This window comes from Streptomyces sp. KL109B (assembly GCF_030766935.1).
In the GTDB taxonomy this organism is placed as follows: Bacteria; Actinomycetota; Actinomycetes; order Streptomycetales; family Streptomycetaceae; genus Streptomyces.
In genome coordinates this window covers 163,691-179,314 of the sequence record NZ_JASERL010000015.1, presented here as the reverse complement: position 1 = coordinate 179,314, position 15,624 = coordinate 163,691, and the positions used below count along the sequence as shown (strand labels likewise).

The 15,624-nt window shown below is 72.8% G+C and carries 15 protein-coding genes and 1 pseudogene; 7 read left to right on the top strand and 9 right to left on the bottom strand.

The genetic code is table 11. The features are described 5' to 3' along the window. Positions 1–3: 3 nt before the first annotated feature. From RBJ65_RS36870 to dhaK, 4 genes are all read right to left on the bottom strand, one after another. Complete coding sequence (locus RBJ65_RS36870) at positions 4–1,020, bottom strand: fibronectin type III domain-containing protein (protein WP_306319730.1); 1,017 nt, start codon at positions 1,018–1,020, stop codon at positions 4–6. 118 nt (positions 1,021–1,138) lie between these two features. Then, entirely contained in the window at positions 1,139–1,561 is a 423-nt protein-coding gene (locus RBJ65_RS36865) for a PTS-dependent dihydroxyacetone kinase phosphotransferase subunit DhaM (RefSeq protein WP_306319731.1), read from the bottom strand. Further along, entirely contained in the window at positions 1,558–2,172 is a 615-nt protein-coding gene (dhaL, locus tag RBJ65_RS36860; protein WP_306319732.1) for a dihydroxyacetone kinase subunit DhaL, read from the bottom strand. The genes RBJ65_RS36865 and dhaL overlap by 4 nt, the downstream gene beginning before the upstream one ends. Before the next feature lie 53 nt (positions 2,173–2,225). Then, positions 2,226–3,218, bottom strand: coding sequence for a dihydroxyacetone kinase subunit DhaK (dhaK, locus tag RBJ65_RS36855; protein ID WP_306319733.1), 993 nt, complete (start codon positions 3,216–3,218; stop codon positions 2,226–2,228). Positions 3,219–3,497: 279 nt separating this feature from the next. Here dhaK and RBJ65_RS36850 point away from each other — a divergent pair, with 279 nt between their 5' ends. From RBJ65_RS36850 to RBJ65_RS36830, 5 genes and pseudogenes are all read left to right on the top strand, one after another. After that, the gene (locus tag RBJ65_RS36850) at positions 3,498–4,712 is read left to right on the top strand and encodes a DegT/DnrJ/EryC1/StrS aminotransferase family protein (protein WP_306319734.1); all 1,215 of its coding nucleotides are present in this window, start codon (positions 3,498–3,500) and stop codon (positions 4,710–4,712) included. Beyond that, on the top strand, positions 4,709–6,091 hold the full coding sequence (locus tag RBJ65_RS36845; protein ID WP_306319735.1) for a glutamine synthetase family protein: 1,383 nt from the start codon (positions 4,709–4,711) through the stop codon (positions 6,089–6,091). The genes RBJ65_RS36850 and RBJ65_RS36845 overlap by 4 nt, the downstream gene beginning before the upstream one ends. A 23-nt stretch (positions 6,092–6,114) precedes the next feature. Then, entirely contained in the window at positions 6,115–6,954 is an 840-nt protein-coding gene (locus RBJ65_RS36840; protein ID WP_306319736.1) for a class II glutamine amidotransferase, read from the top strand. 116 nt (positions 6,955–7,070) lie between these two features. Further along, positions 7,071–8,118 (top strand): annotated as a pseudogene (locus tag RBJ65_RS36835) (FAD-dependent monooxygenase). A 23-nt stretch (positions 8,119–8,141) separates the two neighbouring features. Next, positions 8,142–8,924: a class I SAM-dependent methyltransferase gene (locus RBJ65_RS36830; RefSeq protein WP_306319737.1), complete on the top strand. Its 783-nt coding sequence runs from the start codon at positions 8,142–8,144 to the stop codon at positions 8,922–8,924. 13 nt (positions 8,925–8,937) lie between these two features. Here RBJ65_RS36830 and RBJ65_RS36825 read toward each other — a convergent pair whose 3' ends face one another. Genes RBJ65_RS36825 through RBJ65_RS36810 form a run of 4 tightly spaced genes read right to left on the bottom strand, consistent with a single transcriptional unit; the run spans position 8,938 to position 13,337 of the window. Further along, positions 8,938–9,729, bottom strand: a complete 792-nt coding sequence (locus RBJ65_RS36825; RefSeq protein WP_306319738.1) for a GntR family transcriptional regulator — start codon at positions 9,727–9,729, stop codon at positions 8,938–8,940. 58 nt (positions 9,730–9,787) lie between these two features. Further along, positions 9,788–10,648 (bottom strand): sulfite exporter TauE/SafE family protein, encoded by an 861-nt coding sequence (locus RBJ65_RS36820; RefSeq protein WP_306319739.1) that lies wholly within the window; start codon positions 10,646–10,648, stop codon positions 9,788–9,790. Continuing rightward, positions 10,645–12,078, bottom strand: coding sequence for a rhodanese-like domain-containing protein (locus RBJ65_RS36815; protein WP_306319740.1), 1,434 nt, complete (start codon positions 12,076–12,078; stop codon positions 10,645–10,647). The genes RBJ65_RS36820 and RBJ65_RS36815 overlap by 4 nt, the downstream gene beginning before the upstream one ends. 53 nt (positions 12,079–12,131) lie before the next feature. After that, complete coding sequence (locus RBJ65_RS36810) at positions 12,132–13,337, bottom strand: FAD/NAD(P)-binding oxidoreductase (RefSeq protein WP_306319741.1); 1,206 nt, start codon at positions 13,335–13,337, stop codon at positions 12,132–12,134. 144 nt (positions 13,338–13,481) lie between these two features. Between RBJ65_RS36810 and RBJ65_RS36805 the strand changes: the two genes are divergently transcribed. Both RBJ65_RS36805 and RBJ65_RS36800 read left to right on the top strand, forming a co-directional pair. Then, a complete protein-coding gene (locus RBJ65_RS36805) occupies positions 13,482–13,877 on the top strand; it encodes a VOC family protein (RefSeq protein WP_306319742.1) in 396 nt (131 codons plus the stop codon). Positions 13,878–13,956: 79 nt separating this feature from the next. Then, on the top strand, positions 13,957–15,324 hold the full coding sequence (locus RBJ65_RS36800) for an aminopeptidase C (protein WP_306319743.1): 1,368 nt from the start codon (positions 13,957–13,959) through the stop codon (positions 15,322–15,324). Positions 15,325–15,327: 3 nt separating this feature from the next. Here RBJ65_RS36800 and catC read toward each other — a convergent pair whose 3' ends face one another. Beyond that, positions 15,328–15,606 (bottom strand): muconolactone Delta-isomerase, encoded by a 279-nt coding sequence (gene catC / locus RBJ65_RS36795; RefSeq protein ID WP_306319744.1) that lies wholly within the window; start codon positions 15,604–15,606, stop codon positions 15,328–15,330. Positions 15,607–15,624 lie beyond the last annotated feature (18 nt).

Here is a 15,624-nt window from a genome sequence, read left to right as displayed (position 1 = left end):
ACCTCAGCCCCGTTGGCCCGCGCGGCCGTCCCCCGTGGTCACCTTCCGCTCCTTCGAGAACGCGCCCCACGTCCCGTCCGGCAACTGCGCGCGGATCCTCACCCGGTGCTCCACGCGCGCCTTCTTGCCGATGTAGAAGCTGTACGTCGCCGAACCGGCCGGCGCGCTCTCGCCCCACACCACCGTCGTCGCCTCCCGGCCGTCCAAGTACACCTGGTACGCGGGGACCTCGCCGCCGGTGCGCGGCGGCGTCCACGCGAGGTCGATGTAGAACGCCCCGCCCGCGCGCCGCGTCGACGCCTCGAAGTCGGAGGGCGCGGTGCCAGGCCCCTCCTCGCCGCCGCCCTTCGCGGTCGTCAGATGGAGGGTCTCGCTCGCGGCCGAGGTGTTGTCGGCGGCGTCCCGGGCCCGCACGCTGAACGCGTACGCCGTGCCCGGCCGCAGCCCCGTCAGGAGCGCCCGCGTCTCCTTCCCGCCCACGCTGTGGATCTTCGCGCCGCCCTGGTAGATGTCGTACGAGGCGACACCCCTGTCGTCCGTCGCCTTCCGCCACGACAGCGAAACGGCCCGCCCGCCGTCCGCCTGCCCGCGCAGTCCGGTCGGCCGGCTCGGCGCGGCGTGGTCCGCCTTGACGGCGGCCGGGGTGGTGACGGTGACGCGCGTGCTGACGGGGCCGAGCGAGCCGTCCTTGCCGCGGGCGCGCACCGTGAACACGTAACGGGACTTCGGGGCGAGCCCGGTGACGTCGACCATGTGCTGCTCGGCGGTGAGCCGCTCGACGCGCTTGCCGCCGCGGTACACCTCGTACCCCTTGAGCTCCGCCGTGCTCGCGGGCCTGTTCCACATGACGTGCACCGATGTGGCGCTGCCCGCCTGCGCGGTGACCCCGACCGGCGCGGAGAGGGCGGGCCCCTGCGCGTTCGCGTCGTCGGACAGCAGCCCGCAGGAGGTGAGCGAGGCCACGAGCGCGGCGGCGCAGGCCGCCCGGGGCAGCAGGGTGCGTGGGGGGAGGCGTCGCACGGAGGGCCTTCCGTTCGAACGGATTGGTACAGACCTGTATGGCACGAGGGGCGGGTTTCCTCAAGGGGTTCGCGCCAACAGGTCTGTACCAGACGCCCATCGGGGACCGGTCTTCGCCTCAGCCCTTCCGGTACGTGTACGCCTCCGATGCCGCCGCGGCGACCGCGTCCAGGTCCGCCCCGGTCGAGGCGGTGACGACGGCGGCGATCGCGCCCTCCACGAAGGGGGCGTCCACGAGCCGTGTGCCGTCCGGGAGTCCCGTGTCGTCGGGGTCCTCGGCCAGCAGCGCCTTCACGGTCAGCACGGCGCTGCCGAGGTCGACGAGGACCGCGACGCCCGCGCCCCGGTCGACCTCGGCGGCGGCCGCCGAGATCAGCTCGGAGCTGGTGCCGAGGCCCCCGTCCTCGGTGCCGCCTGCCGCCGCGACGGGCGCGGTCGCGCCGCCACCGGAGAGCCCGGTCGCGAGCCGCGCCACGGACTCGGCGACGTCCTTGCTGTGCGAGACGAGCACGATGCCAACGGGCTTGTCGGGCGCGCTCATTCGCCCGCCCCCTTCCCGGCCGTCTCCGCAAGGGCCGCGATCAGCAGCGCCGACGACGTGGCGCCCGGGTCCTGGTGCCCGATGCTGCGCTCGCCGAGATAACTCGCCCGCCCCTTGCGGGCCTGGAGCGGCGTGGTGGCCTCGGCGCCGTGCTCGGCGGCCGACCGCGCCGCCGCGAAGTCCCCTTCGCCCAGCGCGTCCACGGCCGGTACGAGCGCGTCCAGCATCGTCTTGTCGCCGGGCGCGGCGCCGCCGAGCGCGGCGACGGCGTCGACCCCGGTCTTCAACGCCGCGGCGAAGTCCGACCCGCTCACCTCGGAGGCGTCGCCCAGCGCCTTGCCGGTGCGGCGCAACAGCGTCCCGTACAGCGGCCCCGACGCCCCGCCCACCGTCGAGATCAACTGCCGCCCGGCGAGCGTGAGTACGCCTCCCGGGGTGTCCGGCGCGTCCTTGTCGAGCGTGGCCCGCACGGCGTTGAACCCGCGTTGCAGATTGCTGCCGTGGTCCGCGTCGCCGATCGGCGAGTCGAGTTCGGTGAGCCGGTCGGCCTCGCGGTCCACGGCCGCGGCGGCCGTCGTCAGCCAGCGCCGGAAGAAGTCGGCGTCGAGCACGTAATCTCCTTGCTTGGTAGGTACGTTGACGATCTCTGGGTCGTGGGGCCGGTTCACATGCCCCAGCGCAGCCCGGCCGTGCTGACCGGAGCGTCCCAGAGCCGCAGCATCTCCTCGTCCGCCTGGCAGAGCGTCACGGACGCTCCCGCCATGTCGAGCGAGGTCACATAGTTCCCGACGAGCGTGCGGGCCACGGCGACGCCGCGCTCGCCGAGCACCCGCTGCACCTCGGCATTGAACCCGTACAGCTCCAACAGGGGCGTGGCCCCCATGCCATTGACGAGGACGAGCACGGGGCTGTTCGGATTCAGGTCCTCAAGGACGGCGTTCACGGCGAAGTCGGCGATCTCCCCGGACGTCATCATCGGCCGCCGCTCCCGGCCCGGTTCGCCGTGGATCCCGATCCCCAACTCCAGCTCACCGGAGGGGAGATCGAAGGTGGGCGCGCCCTTGGCAGGCGTACTGCACGGGCTCAGCGCGACCCCGAAGCTCCGCGAACTCTCGTTGACCTGCCGCGCGATCGCCTCGACGCGCTCCAGCGGCTGCCCCTCGTCGGCGGCGGCCCCGGCGATCTTCTCGACGAACAGCGTCGCCCCCGTGCCGCGCCGCCCGGCGGTGTACAGGGAATCGGTGACGGCGACGTCATCGTTCACCAGCACCTTGGCGACCTGTACGCCCTCGTCCTCGGCGAGTTCGGCGGCCATGTCGAAGTTCAGCACGTCACCGGTGTAGTTCTTCACGATGAACAGCACACCCGCGCCACTGTCCACCGCGGCCGCCGCCCGCACCATCTGATCCGGCACGGGCGATGTGAACACCTCACCGGGACAAGCCGCCGACAACATCCCGGGCCCCACGAACCCACCGTGCAACGGCTCGTGCCCCGACCCGCCCCCCGACACCAACGCCACCTTCCCGGCCACCGGCGCGTCCCGGCGCACGATCACCCGGTTCTCGACGTCCACGGTCAGCTCGGGGTGGGCGGCGGCCATGCCGCGCAGGGCGTCGGCGACGACGGTTTCGGGGACGTTGATCAGCATCTTCACGGGTGCCTCCGGTGACGGTTGTCGGTCCAACGCCAGTATCAAGGGGAGACCTGTGCGGAGCACCCGTTGGGGCGCGAAAACACCCGGGTACGGAGCTGGACCGCAGGTCGGGGCCGGTCGGGTGGGGGCGTGAGCGGTTGCGGGGGTTTGTGCCTCGGTTCACGATGTCAGAGGCCGTAGAACATCAGAGCGATTGCGTTCCGTGATGAGACGCAGGGACTCTCATGCGTCTCATCGCGGTTTCCGGAGCGCTCTGCTCTCCCCTTTGTGAGGTGCCTGATGGTGCTCGCCGCCGCTTCGTCCACGCTCGTCGCCCCCGGCGCGCGACACGGCTGGGACATCCCCGCCGAAGGTCACGCCCGACGGGTCCGGGCGCTGAGGCCGGAGATCCACCGCATCGTGGACGAGGTCACGGACCGTGGCAGGTTCCACTTCGGGCCGCAGACCGCGGCGCTGGAGCAGCGGATGCGTGCCGAGTGGGGCGGCCACCCCGTGGCCACCACCTCCTGCACCCAGGCCCTCGCCCTGGCGTTGCGCACCGCGGGCGTCGGCGAGGGCGACGAGGTGGTCGTCCCCGCCGCGACCTTCGCCGCGACGGCCTTCGCGGTGGCGGGTCTCGGGGCCGTGCCCGTGGTCGTCGATGTCGACGAACCCACGCTCACCATGTCGCCGGAGGCGCTGCGCGGCGCCGTCACCCGACGGACGCGCGCCGTGATCCCCGTACATCTGCACGGGCACATGGCGGACATGCCCGCTCTGCTGGCCGTCGCCGCCGAACACCGCCTCGCCGTCGTCGAGGACTGCGCGCAGGCGTCCGGCGCGGCGCTGTACGGGCGGGCCGCCGGTACCTGGGGCGACTTCGGGTGCTTCTCGTTCTGGGTCGGCAAGTGTGTCGGCGGACTCGCGGACGGCGGCGCGGTGATCACCGACAGCGAGGAACGGGCGGCGCGGGTGCGCCTGCTCTCCGACATGGGCCGCCCGCCGGGCAAGCGCCACGTCCACGAGGACCGCGGCACCCGGGGCCGGCTCGGGGAGCTGGACGCCGGGCTCATCGACCTCGAACTCTCCCTGCTGCCAGGGTGGTTGAAACGCCGTCAGGCGATCGCCGACTACTACGACACCTGCTTCGCCGACAGCCCGGTCGGCACCCCGCCCGTCCTCCCCGGCCACCGGCACGCCTACTACAAGTACGCCGTCGCCTGCCCCGACCTCCCCGGCCTCACGGACTTCCTCGCCCACCGCGGCATCCAGGCCGAACAGGTCTACCCGTACCTCCTCCCCGACCAGCCCGCCTTCCGGGCCATCCCGCACCGCAGCGAGACCACGACACGCTCCGCGGGCGGCGCCCGCCGCCTGTGCCTGCCCGCCTACCCCGAACTCACCGACGCCGAGGTGGAACACGTGGCCGCGTCGGTCCTCGCTCACGCCGACGGGCGCGGCGGCGGACACGGCGGCGGACGGCGGACCCGGACCGGCGGGGAGGAGGCGCGGTGACGGGCGGCGGCGCGGGGGGCCATGCGACAGCATCCGCCGACGCGCGGGAGCGGGCATCCCGACTGGTCGCCGGTGGCGTGCACGGCTGCGCGCTGACCTGGGTCGACAACAGCGGCATCACCCGCGTCAAGGCCGTGCCGGCCGACCGGTTCGCCGACGCGGTGGAGCACGGGGTCGGCATGTCCCCGGTGTTCGACGTCTTCCTCCTCGACGACTCGATCACCGAAAGCCGCTACGTCGGCGGCCCCGACGGCGACCTGCGCCTGCACCCCGACCCGCGCCGCCTCACCGAACTCGCCGCCCAGCCCGGCTGGGCCTGGGCCCCGGTCGACCGCTACGACCAGGAGGGCGGGCCGCACCCGTGCTGCCAGCGGCAGTTCGCCCGCCGGATGTACGAGGAGGCGGCCGCGGCCGGCTTCGACGTACGGATGGGATTCGAGACGGAGTGGGTGGCCACCGTCGCCGGCGAGGGCGGCGCGGAGGGCGCGGGCGGCGGCCCGGCCTACGCCACCACAGGACCCGCCTACGGGATGTCCCGCCTCGTGGACCTGTCGGCGTACCTCGGGGAGTTGCTGCGCGCCTTCCAGGCCCAGGGCGTACGGGTACTGCAGCTCCACCCCGAGTACGCGGCGGGCCAGTTCGAGGTGTCGGTGGCCCCCGCCGACCCGGTGACCACGGCCGATCTGGCCGTCCTGGTACGGGAGACGATCCGCGCGGTGACCGGGCGGCACGGCCTCGTACCCGTCTTCGGGCCGGTCGCCGAGGCCGGAGCCGTCGGCAACGGCCGGCACCTGCACACCAGCCTCTGGCGCGAGGGACGCAACCTCTGTCGCGGCGGTGACGGCGCCGCGGGCCTGACCGCTGAAGGCGAGGCCTTCTTCGCGGGCGTACTGCGCGAGTTGCCCGCCCTCATGGCCATCGGCGCACCCTCCGCGGCGAGCTACCTGCGGCTCCAGCCGAGCCACTGGTCCGGCGCTTACCACTGCTGGGGAGTGGAGAACCGCGAGGCGGCCCTCCGCCTCGTCCCCGGCCCGTCCGACGATCCCTGCACCGCCAACGGCGAGGTCAAGTGCTTCGACGCGGCGGCGAACCCGTACCTGGTCACCGGGTCCGTCATCGCCGCGGGCCTCGCCGGGGTCCGGGACCGGCTGACACTGCCCGAACCGGTGGCGGGCGACCCGGCCCGGGGGCACCGCGCGCAGCGGCTGCCGTGCTCGCTGCCCGAGGCGGTCAAGCACTTCCAGGACTCGGCCGTGCTCCGTACGGCGCTCGGCGACCCGCTCTTCGAGGCGCTGCTCGCCGTGCGCCGTGCCGAGTCCGAGCTGTTCGCGCAGGCGACGGCCGAGGAGCTGGCGCACGCCGTGCGCCACGTCTACTGACCCCCCCCAAGGAGTGCGCTCACATGTGTCGACTCTTCGCCCTGACCACCGGCGGCCCGCGCGTCCAGGCATCCCACTGGCTGCTCGACTCGCTGACCAACTTCGCCCAGCAGAGCACCCGACAGCCCGACGGGACGGGCCTCGGCTGGTTCTCGCTCGGCAATGAGCCGGTACGCGACCGCTCCGGCGTCGCCGCCTTCGAGAACGAGGACTTCATCGCGCAGGCCCGCAACGTCGTGTCGCACACCATCGTCAGCCACATCAGATACGCGACCGCGGGCGAGGTCGACGTCCACAACACCCACCCCTTCGACATCAACGACCGGCTGTTCGCCCACAACGGCTGCCTGCGCGGCGCCGAGACCCTCGACGGGTGGCTGAGCGACGTCGACCGGGCACACGTCGAGGGAGACACCGACTCCGAGCTGATCTTCGCGCTCATCTCCGCGGAGATCCGCCGCACCGGCGACACGGGGGAGGGCATCATCGCCGCGATCACCCGCATCGCGGCCGAACTCCCCGTCTACTCCCTCAACTTCGTGCTCGCCGAACCCGACCGCCTCTGGGCCCTGCGCTACCCGGACAGCTGCGAACTGTGGGTGCTGTCCCCGGACGGCGGCGGCTTCGCCAGCGGGACGCGCGGAGCCACCGAGCAGACCGCCGAGGGCAACGTCCCGGCCTGGGTGATCGCCAGCCAGCGCCTCGACGACGACCCCGACTGGCGCCTCCTGGACCCGGGCGAACTCCTGAGCATCCAGCACGGCGAGGCCACCTCCCAGCACCCCTTCGCCCCGCCCGCCCACGTGCTCACCCTGGACGACATGCGCGGCGAGGAGATCCCCGTGGACTTCAACCCGGTGTGAGGGTTGACGGCAGTTCCCGCGCGGCGGGCCACGAGGGGGGGGTGCGTCGAGCCGGTTCCGTGCACTCTGCTGTCATGGCCCTTTACCGGTGTGGCAAGTGTCGCGGAGGGGGCGCCATGGGAAGCGTCGCGGTGGTCGTGGGAGGTGGCATCGGCGGGCTGGCCGCCGCCATCGGGCTGCGCCGCGTCGCGCGGGCAGTACACCGGTGGCACCCGTACGCCCGGCGGGAGTTGGCTGGCCCGGATGGACGGCGCCGCGCTGGAGCGGGCGGTCGGCGCGCCCATCATGGGGATCGAGCGCGCCACCCTGCACCGGCTGCTGCGCGCGGCACTGCCCGCGGAGGCGCTGCTGGTGGGGCGCGAGGCCGGTCCTGTCCGGCAGCTCGGGCCCGGAACCGTTCGGGTCGACTGCGGTGACACCTCGATGAACGCCGATCTGGTCGTGGCCGCCGACGGGGTCGGCAGCCGGGTCCGCGGCAGCCTGTTCCCCTCTCGTCCCGGACCTGTCCACAGCGGATCCTCCGTCCTGCGCGCCATCACCGAGCGGCCGCTCGACCTGCGCACCGACTTCGAGCTGACCTGGGGGCACGGCGCCGAATTCGGGCACATCGCCTTCCCCGACGGGCGCGCCGAGTGGCACGCGGTCCTCAACCTCCCGGCGGCCACCCGCTTCGCCGACCCGCTCGCCGAACTGCGCCGACGCTTCGGCACCTGGCACGCCCCCATCCCCGCCCTGCTCGACGCGACCCACCCCGACGCCGTACTGCACCACGACGTCAACGAACTGCGTACGCCGCTGACTTCGTACGCCGTCGGCCGGATCGCGCTGCTCGGTGACGCGGCCCACGCGATGACACCGAACCTGGGGCAGGGGGCCTGCCAGGCGCTGGAGGACGCGGTGACGCTGGCCGCCGCCCTCGGCTCCGAACCCACCGTCGACGCCGCGCTCGCCCGGTACGACGCCGAACGCCGCCCCCGTAGCCAGGCCGTCGCCCGCGCCGCCCGCCAGGCCGGACGCATGGGGCACCGGCTCGCACACCCGCTGCCCGTCGCGCTGCGCAACACGGCGATGCGCCTGACACCCTCGGGCACCGCCGTACGCATGATCCTCCGGCACCACGACTGGACCCCGCCACCACTCCCACAGGACAAGGGACTTGGGTAACGGCCGCGCTGTACGGTGACCGCGTGGATCACGACGAGCGGGTGCGGCACGCGTCATCGTTCGGGGCGGCTGCGGCCGCGTACGCCGAGCACAGGCCCAACTACACGCAGGACGCCGTGCGTTGGGCGCTCCAACCGGCTCCCGGGCGGCGGGTGCTCGACCTCGGTGCCGGAACCGGGAAGCTGACCGCGACCCTGGGTGCCCTGGGGGCCGAGGTCGTCGCCGTCGAGCCCGACGCGGAGATGCTGGGGGAGCTGCGGGCCGCCGCGCTGCCCGGGGTGCGCGCGTTGGAGGGCAGCGCCGAGGCGATTCCCTTGCCGGACGGGGCAGTTGACGCCGTCGTCGCGGGCAACGCCATGCACTGGTTCGACATGGCCGTCGCGGGGCCGGAGATCGCCAGGGTGCTCGCGCCCGGCGGCGTACTGGCCGGGCTGTGGAATCTCATGGACGACGAGGTCGAGTGGGTCGCCGGGCTCGCGCGGGTGGCAGGCAGCGCGGTCGTCGGGCCGCGCGACACGCCTGCCGCCTGGCGGGCCGCCACCGAAGACATGCATCTGCCGAAGACAGGTGGGGACGTGCGGTTCGGGGCGGCGGAGCGGGCCGAGTTCCCGCACGAGCAGCGGCGTACCGCGGACTCGCTCGTCGAGACCCTGGCGACGCGCGCCGGGATGCTGGTCATGACGGGGGAGGAGCGGGAAGCCGTCACCGGGCGGATCCGGGAATTCCTCGCGGGCACGCCGGAGACCGCTCACGGTGTGTTCGGACTGCCCATGCGGACGGGGGTGTTGCGCGCGCGGCGGCTGTGACCTGCCGCGCCGCTCACGGCGTGGGGACGGGCGCGCCCAGACGGTAGCCGTCGTCGGCGGAGAACGCGGCGGCGACGGCGAAGCGGTCCGCGCGCACCAGGGTCTGACGCCACTCGACCTGGCGCCCCGTGTTGTCGTGGCCGAGGCGGTCGATCGCGAACAGGGCGGTGGACTCAGGGCAGTCGAGCAGCTTGCGCTCCGCGCGCGTGGGCACGACGGCGCGAATGCGCTCCCAGCCGCCACTGATGTGCGTACGACAGTGCCGCTCCAACTCGTCGTAGAGCGCGGTGTGCGTGAAGTCGACGGAGAGCAGCGGGCGGGCGATGTCCGCGGGCAGCCAGGCCCGGTCGACCGCGAGGGGCTCCCCGTCGGCGAGGCGGAGGCGTTCGAGGTGGAAGAGGGGAGTGGACTCCTCCAGGCCGAGGCGCGCCGCGATGACACCGTCCGCGCGCTCGTCGAGGCGGCGGACCACGCTGCGCTGCACGGCGCCGACGTCCTCGACGGAGCGGAACAGGCTGTACGCCTCGCCCACCTTCTGCTCCAGTGGCCGGCTCGCCGCGAACCGGGACACCCGGCCCCGCTGCGCCGTGACAAGCCCCTCCGCGCGCAGCGTGCGCAGCGCCTCGCGGACCGTGTGCCGGCTCACCCGGTACTCGGCGACGAGATCGTGCTCGCCGGGGAAGACATCGCGGAACTCGCCGTCCTCAAGGCGGCGCAGCAGGTCGGCGCGGAGCTGCGACCACAGCGGCTTGCCCGCGGACCGGGTGAGCGGACGGGGGCCTGACTGGGAGCTGCTGGTGGGCACGGATGCATGCTCGTTCATTTGCGGGGGCGGCGCAAACCTCCGGACCGGCTCCACGGGATCACACCGCGGCGTCGATCAGCATGAACGCCGCCGTCGCGAGCAGCATGATCGCGAACGTGCGCTGCAAGGCCCGGCCGGACAGCTTGCCCGCGAGCCGCTTGCCGTCCCACGCGCCGAGGACGGCGGCGCCGACGAACGGTCCGAGCACCTTCGGGTCGACGGAGATGCCCTCGGTGCTCAGGCGGGTGGTGAGGGAGACGAGCGAGTTGAGGAGTGTGACGACGAGGCTGGTGCCGACGGCCATCCGCATCGGCAGGCGCAGCACCGACACCAGGGTGGGGACCGCCAGGAAGCCGCCGCCCACCCCCAGCAGACCGGTCACCGCGCCGAGCCCCGCCCCGGCCCCGGCGGTCCGCACGGGACCCGCTCGCTGAGTCCGTACGTCTCCAGGTACGCCGGTGGGTGCGTCGGGGGCCACCTCATCGGGTACGTCGCCGGGGCCGGGCCCGGCGGGGACCGTCGCCACCCGCGCCTTCGCGGGCGGCGCGGCGGCGCGGGCCCGGGTGCCGCGCAGCATCACGACGGCCGCCACCGCCGCGAGCACCGCGAACGCCGAGGTCAGCAGGGGCTGCGGGAGGCGGTGCGCGAGCACGGACGCCGCGACGGTCGGGACGACGCCGACCGCCGCGAACAGCAGGCCGGTGCGCCAGCGGATGTTTCCGGTGCCCGCGTGCCGGGCGAGGGCCGTGGCGGAGGTCGCGGTGACGATGACCAGGCTGGCGGTGCCCGCGTCGGCGGGCGACACACCAAGGACGTACACCAGGGCCGGTACCGCGAGCACGCCGCCACCGCCGCCGAGGCCCCCGAGGGCCAGGCCGACGACGGCGCCGCACAGCACGGCGAGGATCACGACGCTCACGCGGGGACGCCGCCCTCGCCGGCCCGGTGCTCTACCGGGCCGTGCCAGGCGGCGAAACCGCCGCGCAGATCGTCGGCGTCGAAGCCGCGGGCCCGCAGCACGGACGCGGCGACGGACGAGCGGTTGCCGCTGGCGCACAGCACGACGAGCGGCCGCTCGGGCGTCAACTCGTCGACGCGCGCGACGAGTTCGGGCAGCGGGATGGTGCGGGCGCCGGGCACGGTGCCGGTGTCCTCGATCTCGCCGGGGCCGCGCACGTCGAGCACGGTGGCGCCGTCCCCGAGGGTGTCGGCGAGCGCGTCGGGCTCCACGCGCGCCACCGACGTCAGGTGCTCGGCGCCGAGGGCGTCGACCTCGGCGGGCAGCGCGCCCAGTACGCGGTCGTAGCCGATGCGGGCGAGCCGGTTGCGGGCCTCGCGCGCGGCGGCCGGGTCCCCGCACAGGACGAGGTCGGCCCCGGCCGGGAGCACCTCGCCGCACAGCTCGGCGAACCGGCCGCCGAGCGGCACGTTGACCGCTCCGGGCAGGTGGGCGGCGGCGAAGGGGTCGGGGGCCCGGGTGTCGAGGACGAGCGCGCCGTCCGCCACGGCGGCCAGCGCGGCGTCGAGGGGGAGCGTCGGCACGGGGGCGTCCTCGTCGAGCACCGGGCGGGCCTCGCGGTTGCGCGCCGAGGTGTACGGGAAGTAGGCGGGCGCGGCGGGCTGGCCCGCGGTCACCACCTCGACGAACGCGTCCTCGGACATGTCGGCGAGGGCGTAGTTCTCGCGGCGCTGGGCGCCGATCGTGGAACTCGGCTCGCTCGACAGGTTCTTGCCGCAGGCCGAGCCCGCCCCGTGCGCCGGGAAGACGCGGGTCGCGTCGGGGAGGGGGAGCAGCCGCTCGCGGGTGGAGCGGTAGAGGGCGCGGGCCATCTCCTCGGCGGACCGGCCGCGCGCGCTCAGCAGGTCGGGGCGGCCCACGTCGCCGATGAACAGGGTGTCACCGGTGAGGACGCCGTAGGGGATGTCGTCGTCCGGGTGCTCGCGCACGACGACGCACACCGACTCCATGGTGTGTCCCGGTGTGTGCACGATCTGGAGGTCGACCGAGCCGAGGCCGATGTGCGCGCCGTCGTCGAGGGGGTCGGTGTCGAAGTCGACGTCGGCGGCGGACCCGTAGGAGATCCGGGCGCCGGTGCGCTCGGCGAGTTCCAGGTGGCCGGAGAGGAAGTCGGCGTGGACATGGGTCTCGACGACGCGCTCGATGGTGAGGCCGTGGTGTGTCGCGGCGGCGAGGTACTCGTTGACGTCGCGCTGCGGGTCGACGACGACGGCGCGGCCCGTGGTGCGGTCGCCGATGAGGTACGAGGCGTGCGAGAGGCAGTCGAGGTAGAATCGCTCGAATATCAGCGGGCCGGTGACCGGGTCGTCGGTGACGGGGTCGTCGGGCATGACGGACTCCTTGAACAGGGGGGGGGAGCAGGGGGCAGGAAGGTGTGCGGGGATTACGCGAGGCCGCGCAGCATGAGGTTCCAGTACAGGAACGGCAGTCCGTGCCGCTTGAGGTACCACATGTCCGTGCGCTCGCGGACGGTGTCGATCAGCGGGATCGACGGCGTGGGCCGCCCGCTGTAGTCGAACTCGGCGAGCAGCATCTTGTTACGGGCCGTGGTCAGCGGGCACGAGGAGTAGCCGCCGTAGGTGGCGGTGGGCTCCCGGCCGTTCATCGTCGCGAGCAGGTTCTCGACGACCACGGGCGCCTGCTTGCGCACGGCCGCGCCGGTCTTGGAGTTCGGCGAGGACCCGGCGTCACCGAGGGCCCAGACATTCGGGTACCGGGTGTGCCGCAGGGTGTGCTTGTCGATCTCGACGTAGCCGGCCGGGTTGTCGGCGTCGGCGAGCGGGCTCCGCTTGAGCCAGTCCGGGGCGCTCTGCGGCGGCACGAGGTGCGCCATGTCGTACGGCAGCGTCGTCTTCTCGCCAGTGCCGTGGTCGGTGACGACGAGCTCGCGGGACTCGGGGCGCACCTCGGTGACCTCGCTGCCGTAGTGGACGTGGATGCCGTACCGGCGGGCCACGCCTTCAAGGACCTGAGCGAACTCCGGGACGCCGAAGATCGCGTCCGTGGGGATGACGAGGTGCACGTCGATGCGGCCGAGCACACCCTGCTGACGCCAGTAATCGGCGGCGAGGTAGGCGATCTTCTGCGGGGCGCCGCCGCACTTGATGGGCCCCGGCGGCATGCTGAAGACGGCGCTGCCGGAGCGGGTCTCGCGGATGAAACGCCAGGTCGCGGGCGCGGTGTGCGGCAGGTAGTTGCTGGACAGGCCGTTCTCGCCGAGCGCGGAGACCTCCAGGCCCGGCACGCCGTCCCAGTCCAGCTGGATGCCCGCGCACACCACGAGGTGGTCGTAGCTCACGACACCGCCGTCGTCCAGGGTCACCTCCTGGGCCTCCGGGTCCACGGCGACCGCGGCGCGCCGGATCCAGCGCACCCCCTTCGGCATCACGGACCTCTGCGGGCGCACGCTCTCCTTGAGCGGTGCCCGGCCGCCACCGACCAGCGTCCACAGCGGCTGGTAGTAGTGCCGCTCGCTCGGGTCGAGGACCGCGACGTCCCGCTCGCCCGCGCGCCGCAGCCGGGCCGCGACCGAGACACCGGCCGAGCCGCCTCCGACGATCACTGTCCGGTGGTGCTGCTTGGTCACCAAGGCAATCCCTCCCGATAATGTACGTACATCTAACCTAAGGCGAGTTCCCCCTGGCGTTCAAGTGACCCAGGGGGTTCTGGCTCCGAGTGTCCGTACATTTGCGAGGGGGTGTACACGCTGGACGGGCGGGCGGAGAATCGGCCCATGCGCGTCAAAGCTCTCGACCACGTGGTGCTGAACGTGGCCGACATCGAGAAGTCGCTGGAGTTCTACACGGGACGCCTGGGCCTCGCGCCCGAGCGGGTGGAGCGGTGGCGGGCAGGGGAGGTGCCGTTCCCGTCCGTGCGCATCGACGACAGCACGGTCATCGACCTGTTCGCCGCGCCGCGCGCCGAGTCCAACGTCGACCACCTCTGTCTCGTCGTCGATCCCCTGGACTGGCAGGAGGTCATCGACTCGGGTGACTTCGACGTCCTGGAGGGGCCCGTTCCGCGCTGGGGCGCGCGGGGTCAGGCGCAGTCCGTGTACGTCAAGGACCCGGACGGGAACACCGTCGAACTCCGTTGGTATCCGCAGGACATGGAGGGCGCGGAGGCCTGACAACTCCGTTGACCACGCTAGAACGGCCGTGCGACCGTGAGGGAAATACGGGCCGACGTGTGGATGGGAAGCGGATACTGTGACGGACTCCATTGAATCGACGGCCCTCGCGGTCGACGGCGACCGCAGCCTCACTCCGGCGCAACTCGACGTCTACGAGAAGGAGTTCGCCGCCCGCCCCGCCAACCGGCTGATGCAGAACGCCGTGACGCAGACGCCGGTGGACGACATCGCCCTCGACCGCCGGATCGTCACCGCCGTCGACCACTCGGTCTCGCACCACCTGGACGACTGGAAGGTCACCAACCAGAAGCGCAGCGGCCGCTGTTGGATGTTCGCCGGACTCAATCTGCTGCGCGTCGGCGCGGCGGAGAAGCTCGGCGTGAAGGACTTCGAGTTCTCCCAGAACTACGTCCTGTGGTGGGACAAGTTCGAGCGCGCCAACTACTTCCTCGAGAGCGTCATCGACACCTCCGACCGCCCCGTCGACGACCGTACGGTGGCGGGCCTGCTCGCCGACCCGATCAGCGACGGCGGGCAGTGGAACATGTTCGTGGCGCTCGTCGCCAAGCACGGCCTCGTACCCAAGTCGGCGATGCCGGAGACCGAGAGCTCCTCGTCGACCGGGTCGATGAACCGCGCCCTGATGAGCCTGCTCCGGCAGGGCGCCCGTGACCTGCGTGGCGCGGTGGCCGATGGCGTGGAGGCGCAGCGCGCCCGCAAGGCGGAGGTGCTCGGCGCCGTCCACCGCGTGCTCAGCATCCACCTCGGCACACCGCCGCGTAAGTTCCTGTGGCAGTGGCGGGACAAGGACCAGGAGTTCCACCGCGACGGCTGGACGACACCGGCCGAGTTCGCCGCCGCGTACGTCCGGATACCCCTCGACGAGTACGTGTGTCTGGTCCACGACCCGCGCGAGTCGAGCCCCGTCGGCCGCACCTTCACCGTCGAGCACCTCGGCAACGTCGTCGAGGCGCCGCCCGTGGTGTACCTCAACGCGGACATCGACGTGCTCAGGCGCCTCAGCATGGAGGCGATCGTCGACGGCGAGCCGGTCTGGTTCGGCTGTGACGTCGCCCAGCAGATGCGCGCCGACCTCGGCATCTGGGACGCCGCGCTCTTCGACTACGAGGCCGTCTACGACGCGCCGTTCACGCTCGACAAGGCGGACCGGCTCGTCCACCACGAGACCCAGATGACGCACGCGATGCTCTTCACCGGCGTCGACGTCGTCGACGGCGAGCCGCGCCGCTGGCGGGTCGAGAACAGCTGGGGCGAGGAGAAGGCCGACAAGGGCTTCTGGACCATGAACGACTCGTGGTTCGGCGAGCACGTCTTCGAGGTCGCCGTCCGCCGCTCCGCGCTCCCGCCGGAACTGGCTGCCGCCCTCGACGAACCGCCGATCGTGCTGCCCTCGTGGGACCCGATGGGCGCGCTCGCCGACTGACCGTCAGCCGATGGCCGAGGGGTGCTCGGCCAGTGGCGTGACCTCCAGCGACATGTACGGGAACAGCGGCAACTCCCAGAGCACCGCGTGGAGTTCGTCGTTGTCCCGTACGTCGAAGACGCTCAGGTTCGAGTACTGGCCCGCGCAGCGCCAGATGTGCCGCCAGACACCCTTGCGCTGAAGGTCCTGCGAGTACGCCTTCTCGCGGGCGATCGTGTCCGCGCGCACCTGCGGGTCGAGGTCGGTGGGGATACGGACGTCCATCTTCACGGCGAACAGCATGAGAGCTCCTTACGGCCT

What these genes read in the sequence shown, in the direction of transcription:
- RBJ65_RS36865 (WP_306319731.1), bottom strand. Translation starts at nt 1,561, where the DNA reads ATGAGCGCGCCCGACAAGCCCGTTGGCATCGTGCTCGTCTCGCACAGC.
- RBJ65_RS36850 (WP_306319734.1), top strand. Translation starts at nt 3,498, where the DNA reads ATGGTGCTCGCCGCCGCTTCGTCCACGCTCGTCGCCCCCGGCGCGCGA.
- RBJ65_RS36840 (WP_306319736.1), top strand. Translation starts at nt 6,115, where the DNA reads ATGTGTCGACTCTTCGCCCTGACCACCGGCGGCCCGCGCGTCCAGGCA.
- RBJ65_RS36815 (WP_306319740.1), bottom strand. Translation starts at nt 12,078, where the DNA reads ATGCCCGACGACCCCGTCACCGACGACCCGGTCACCGGCCCGCTGATA.
- RBJ65_RS36805 (WP_306319742.1), top strand. Translation starts at nt 13,482, where the DNA reads ATGCGCGTCAAAGCTCTCGACCACGTGGTGCTGAACGTGGCCGACATC.
- catC (WP_306319744.1), bottom strand. Translation starts at nt 15,606, where the DNA reads ATGCTGTTCGCCGTGAAGATGGACGTCCGTATCCCCACCGACCTCGAC.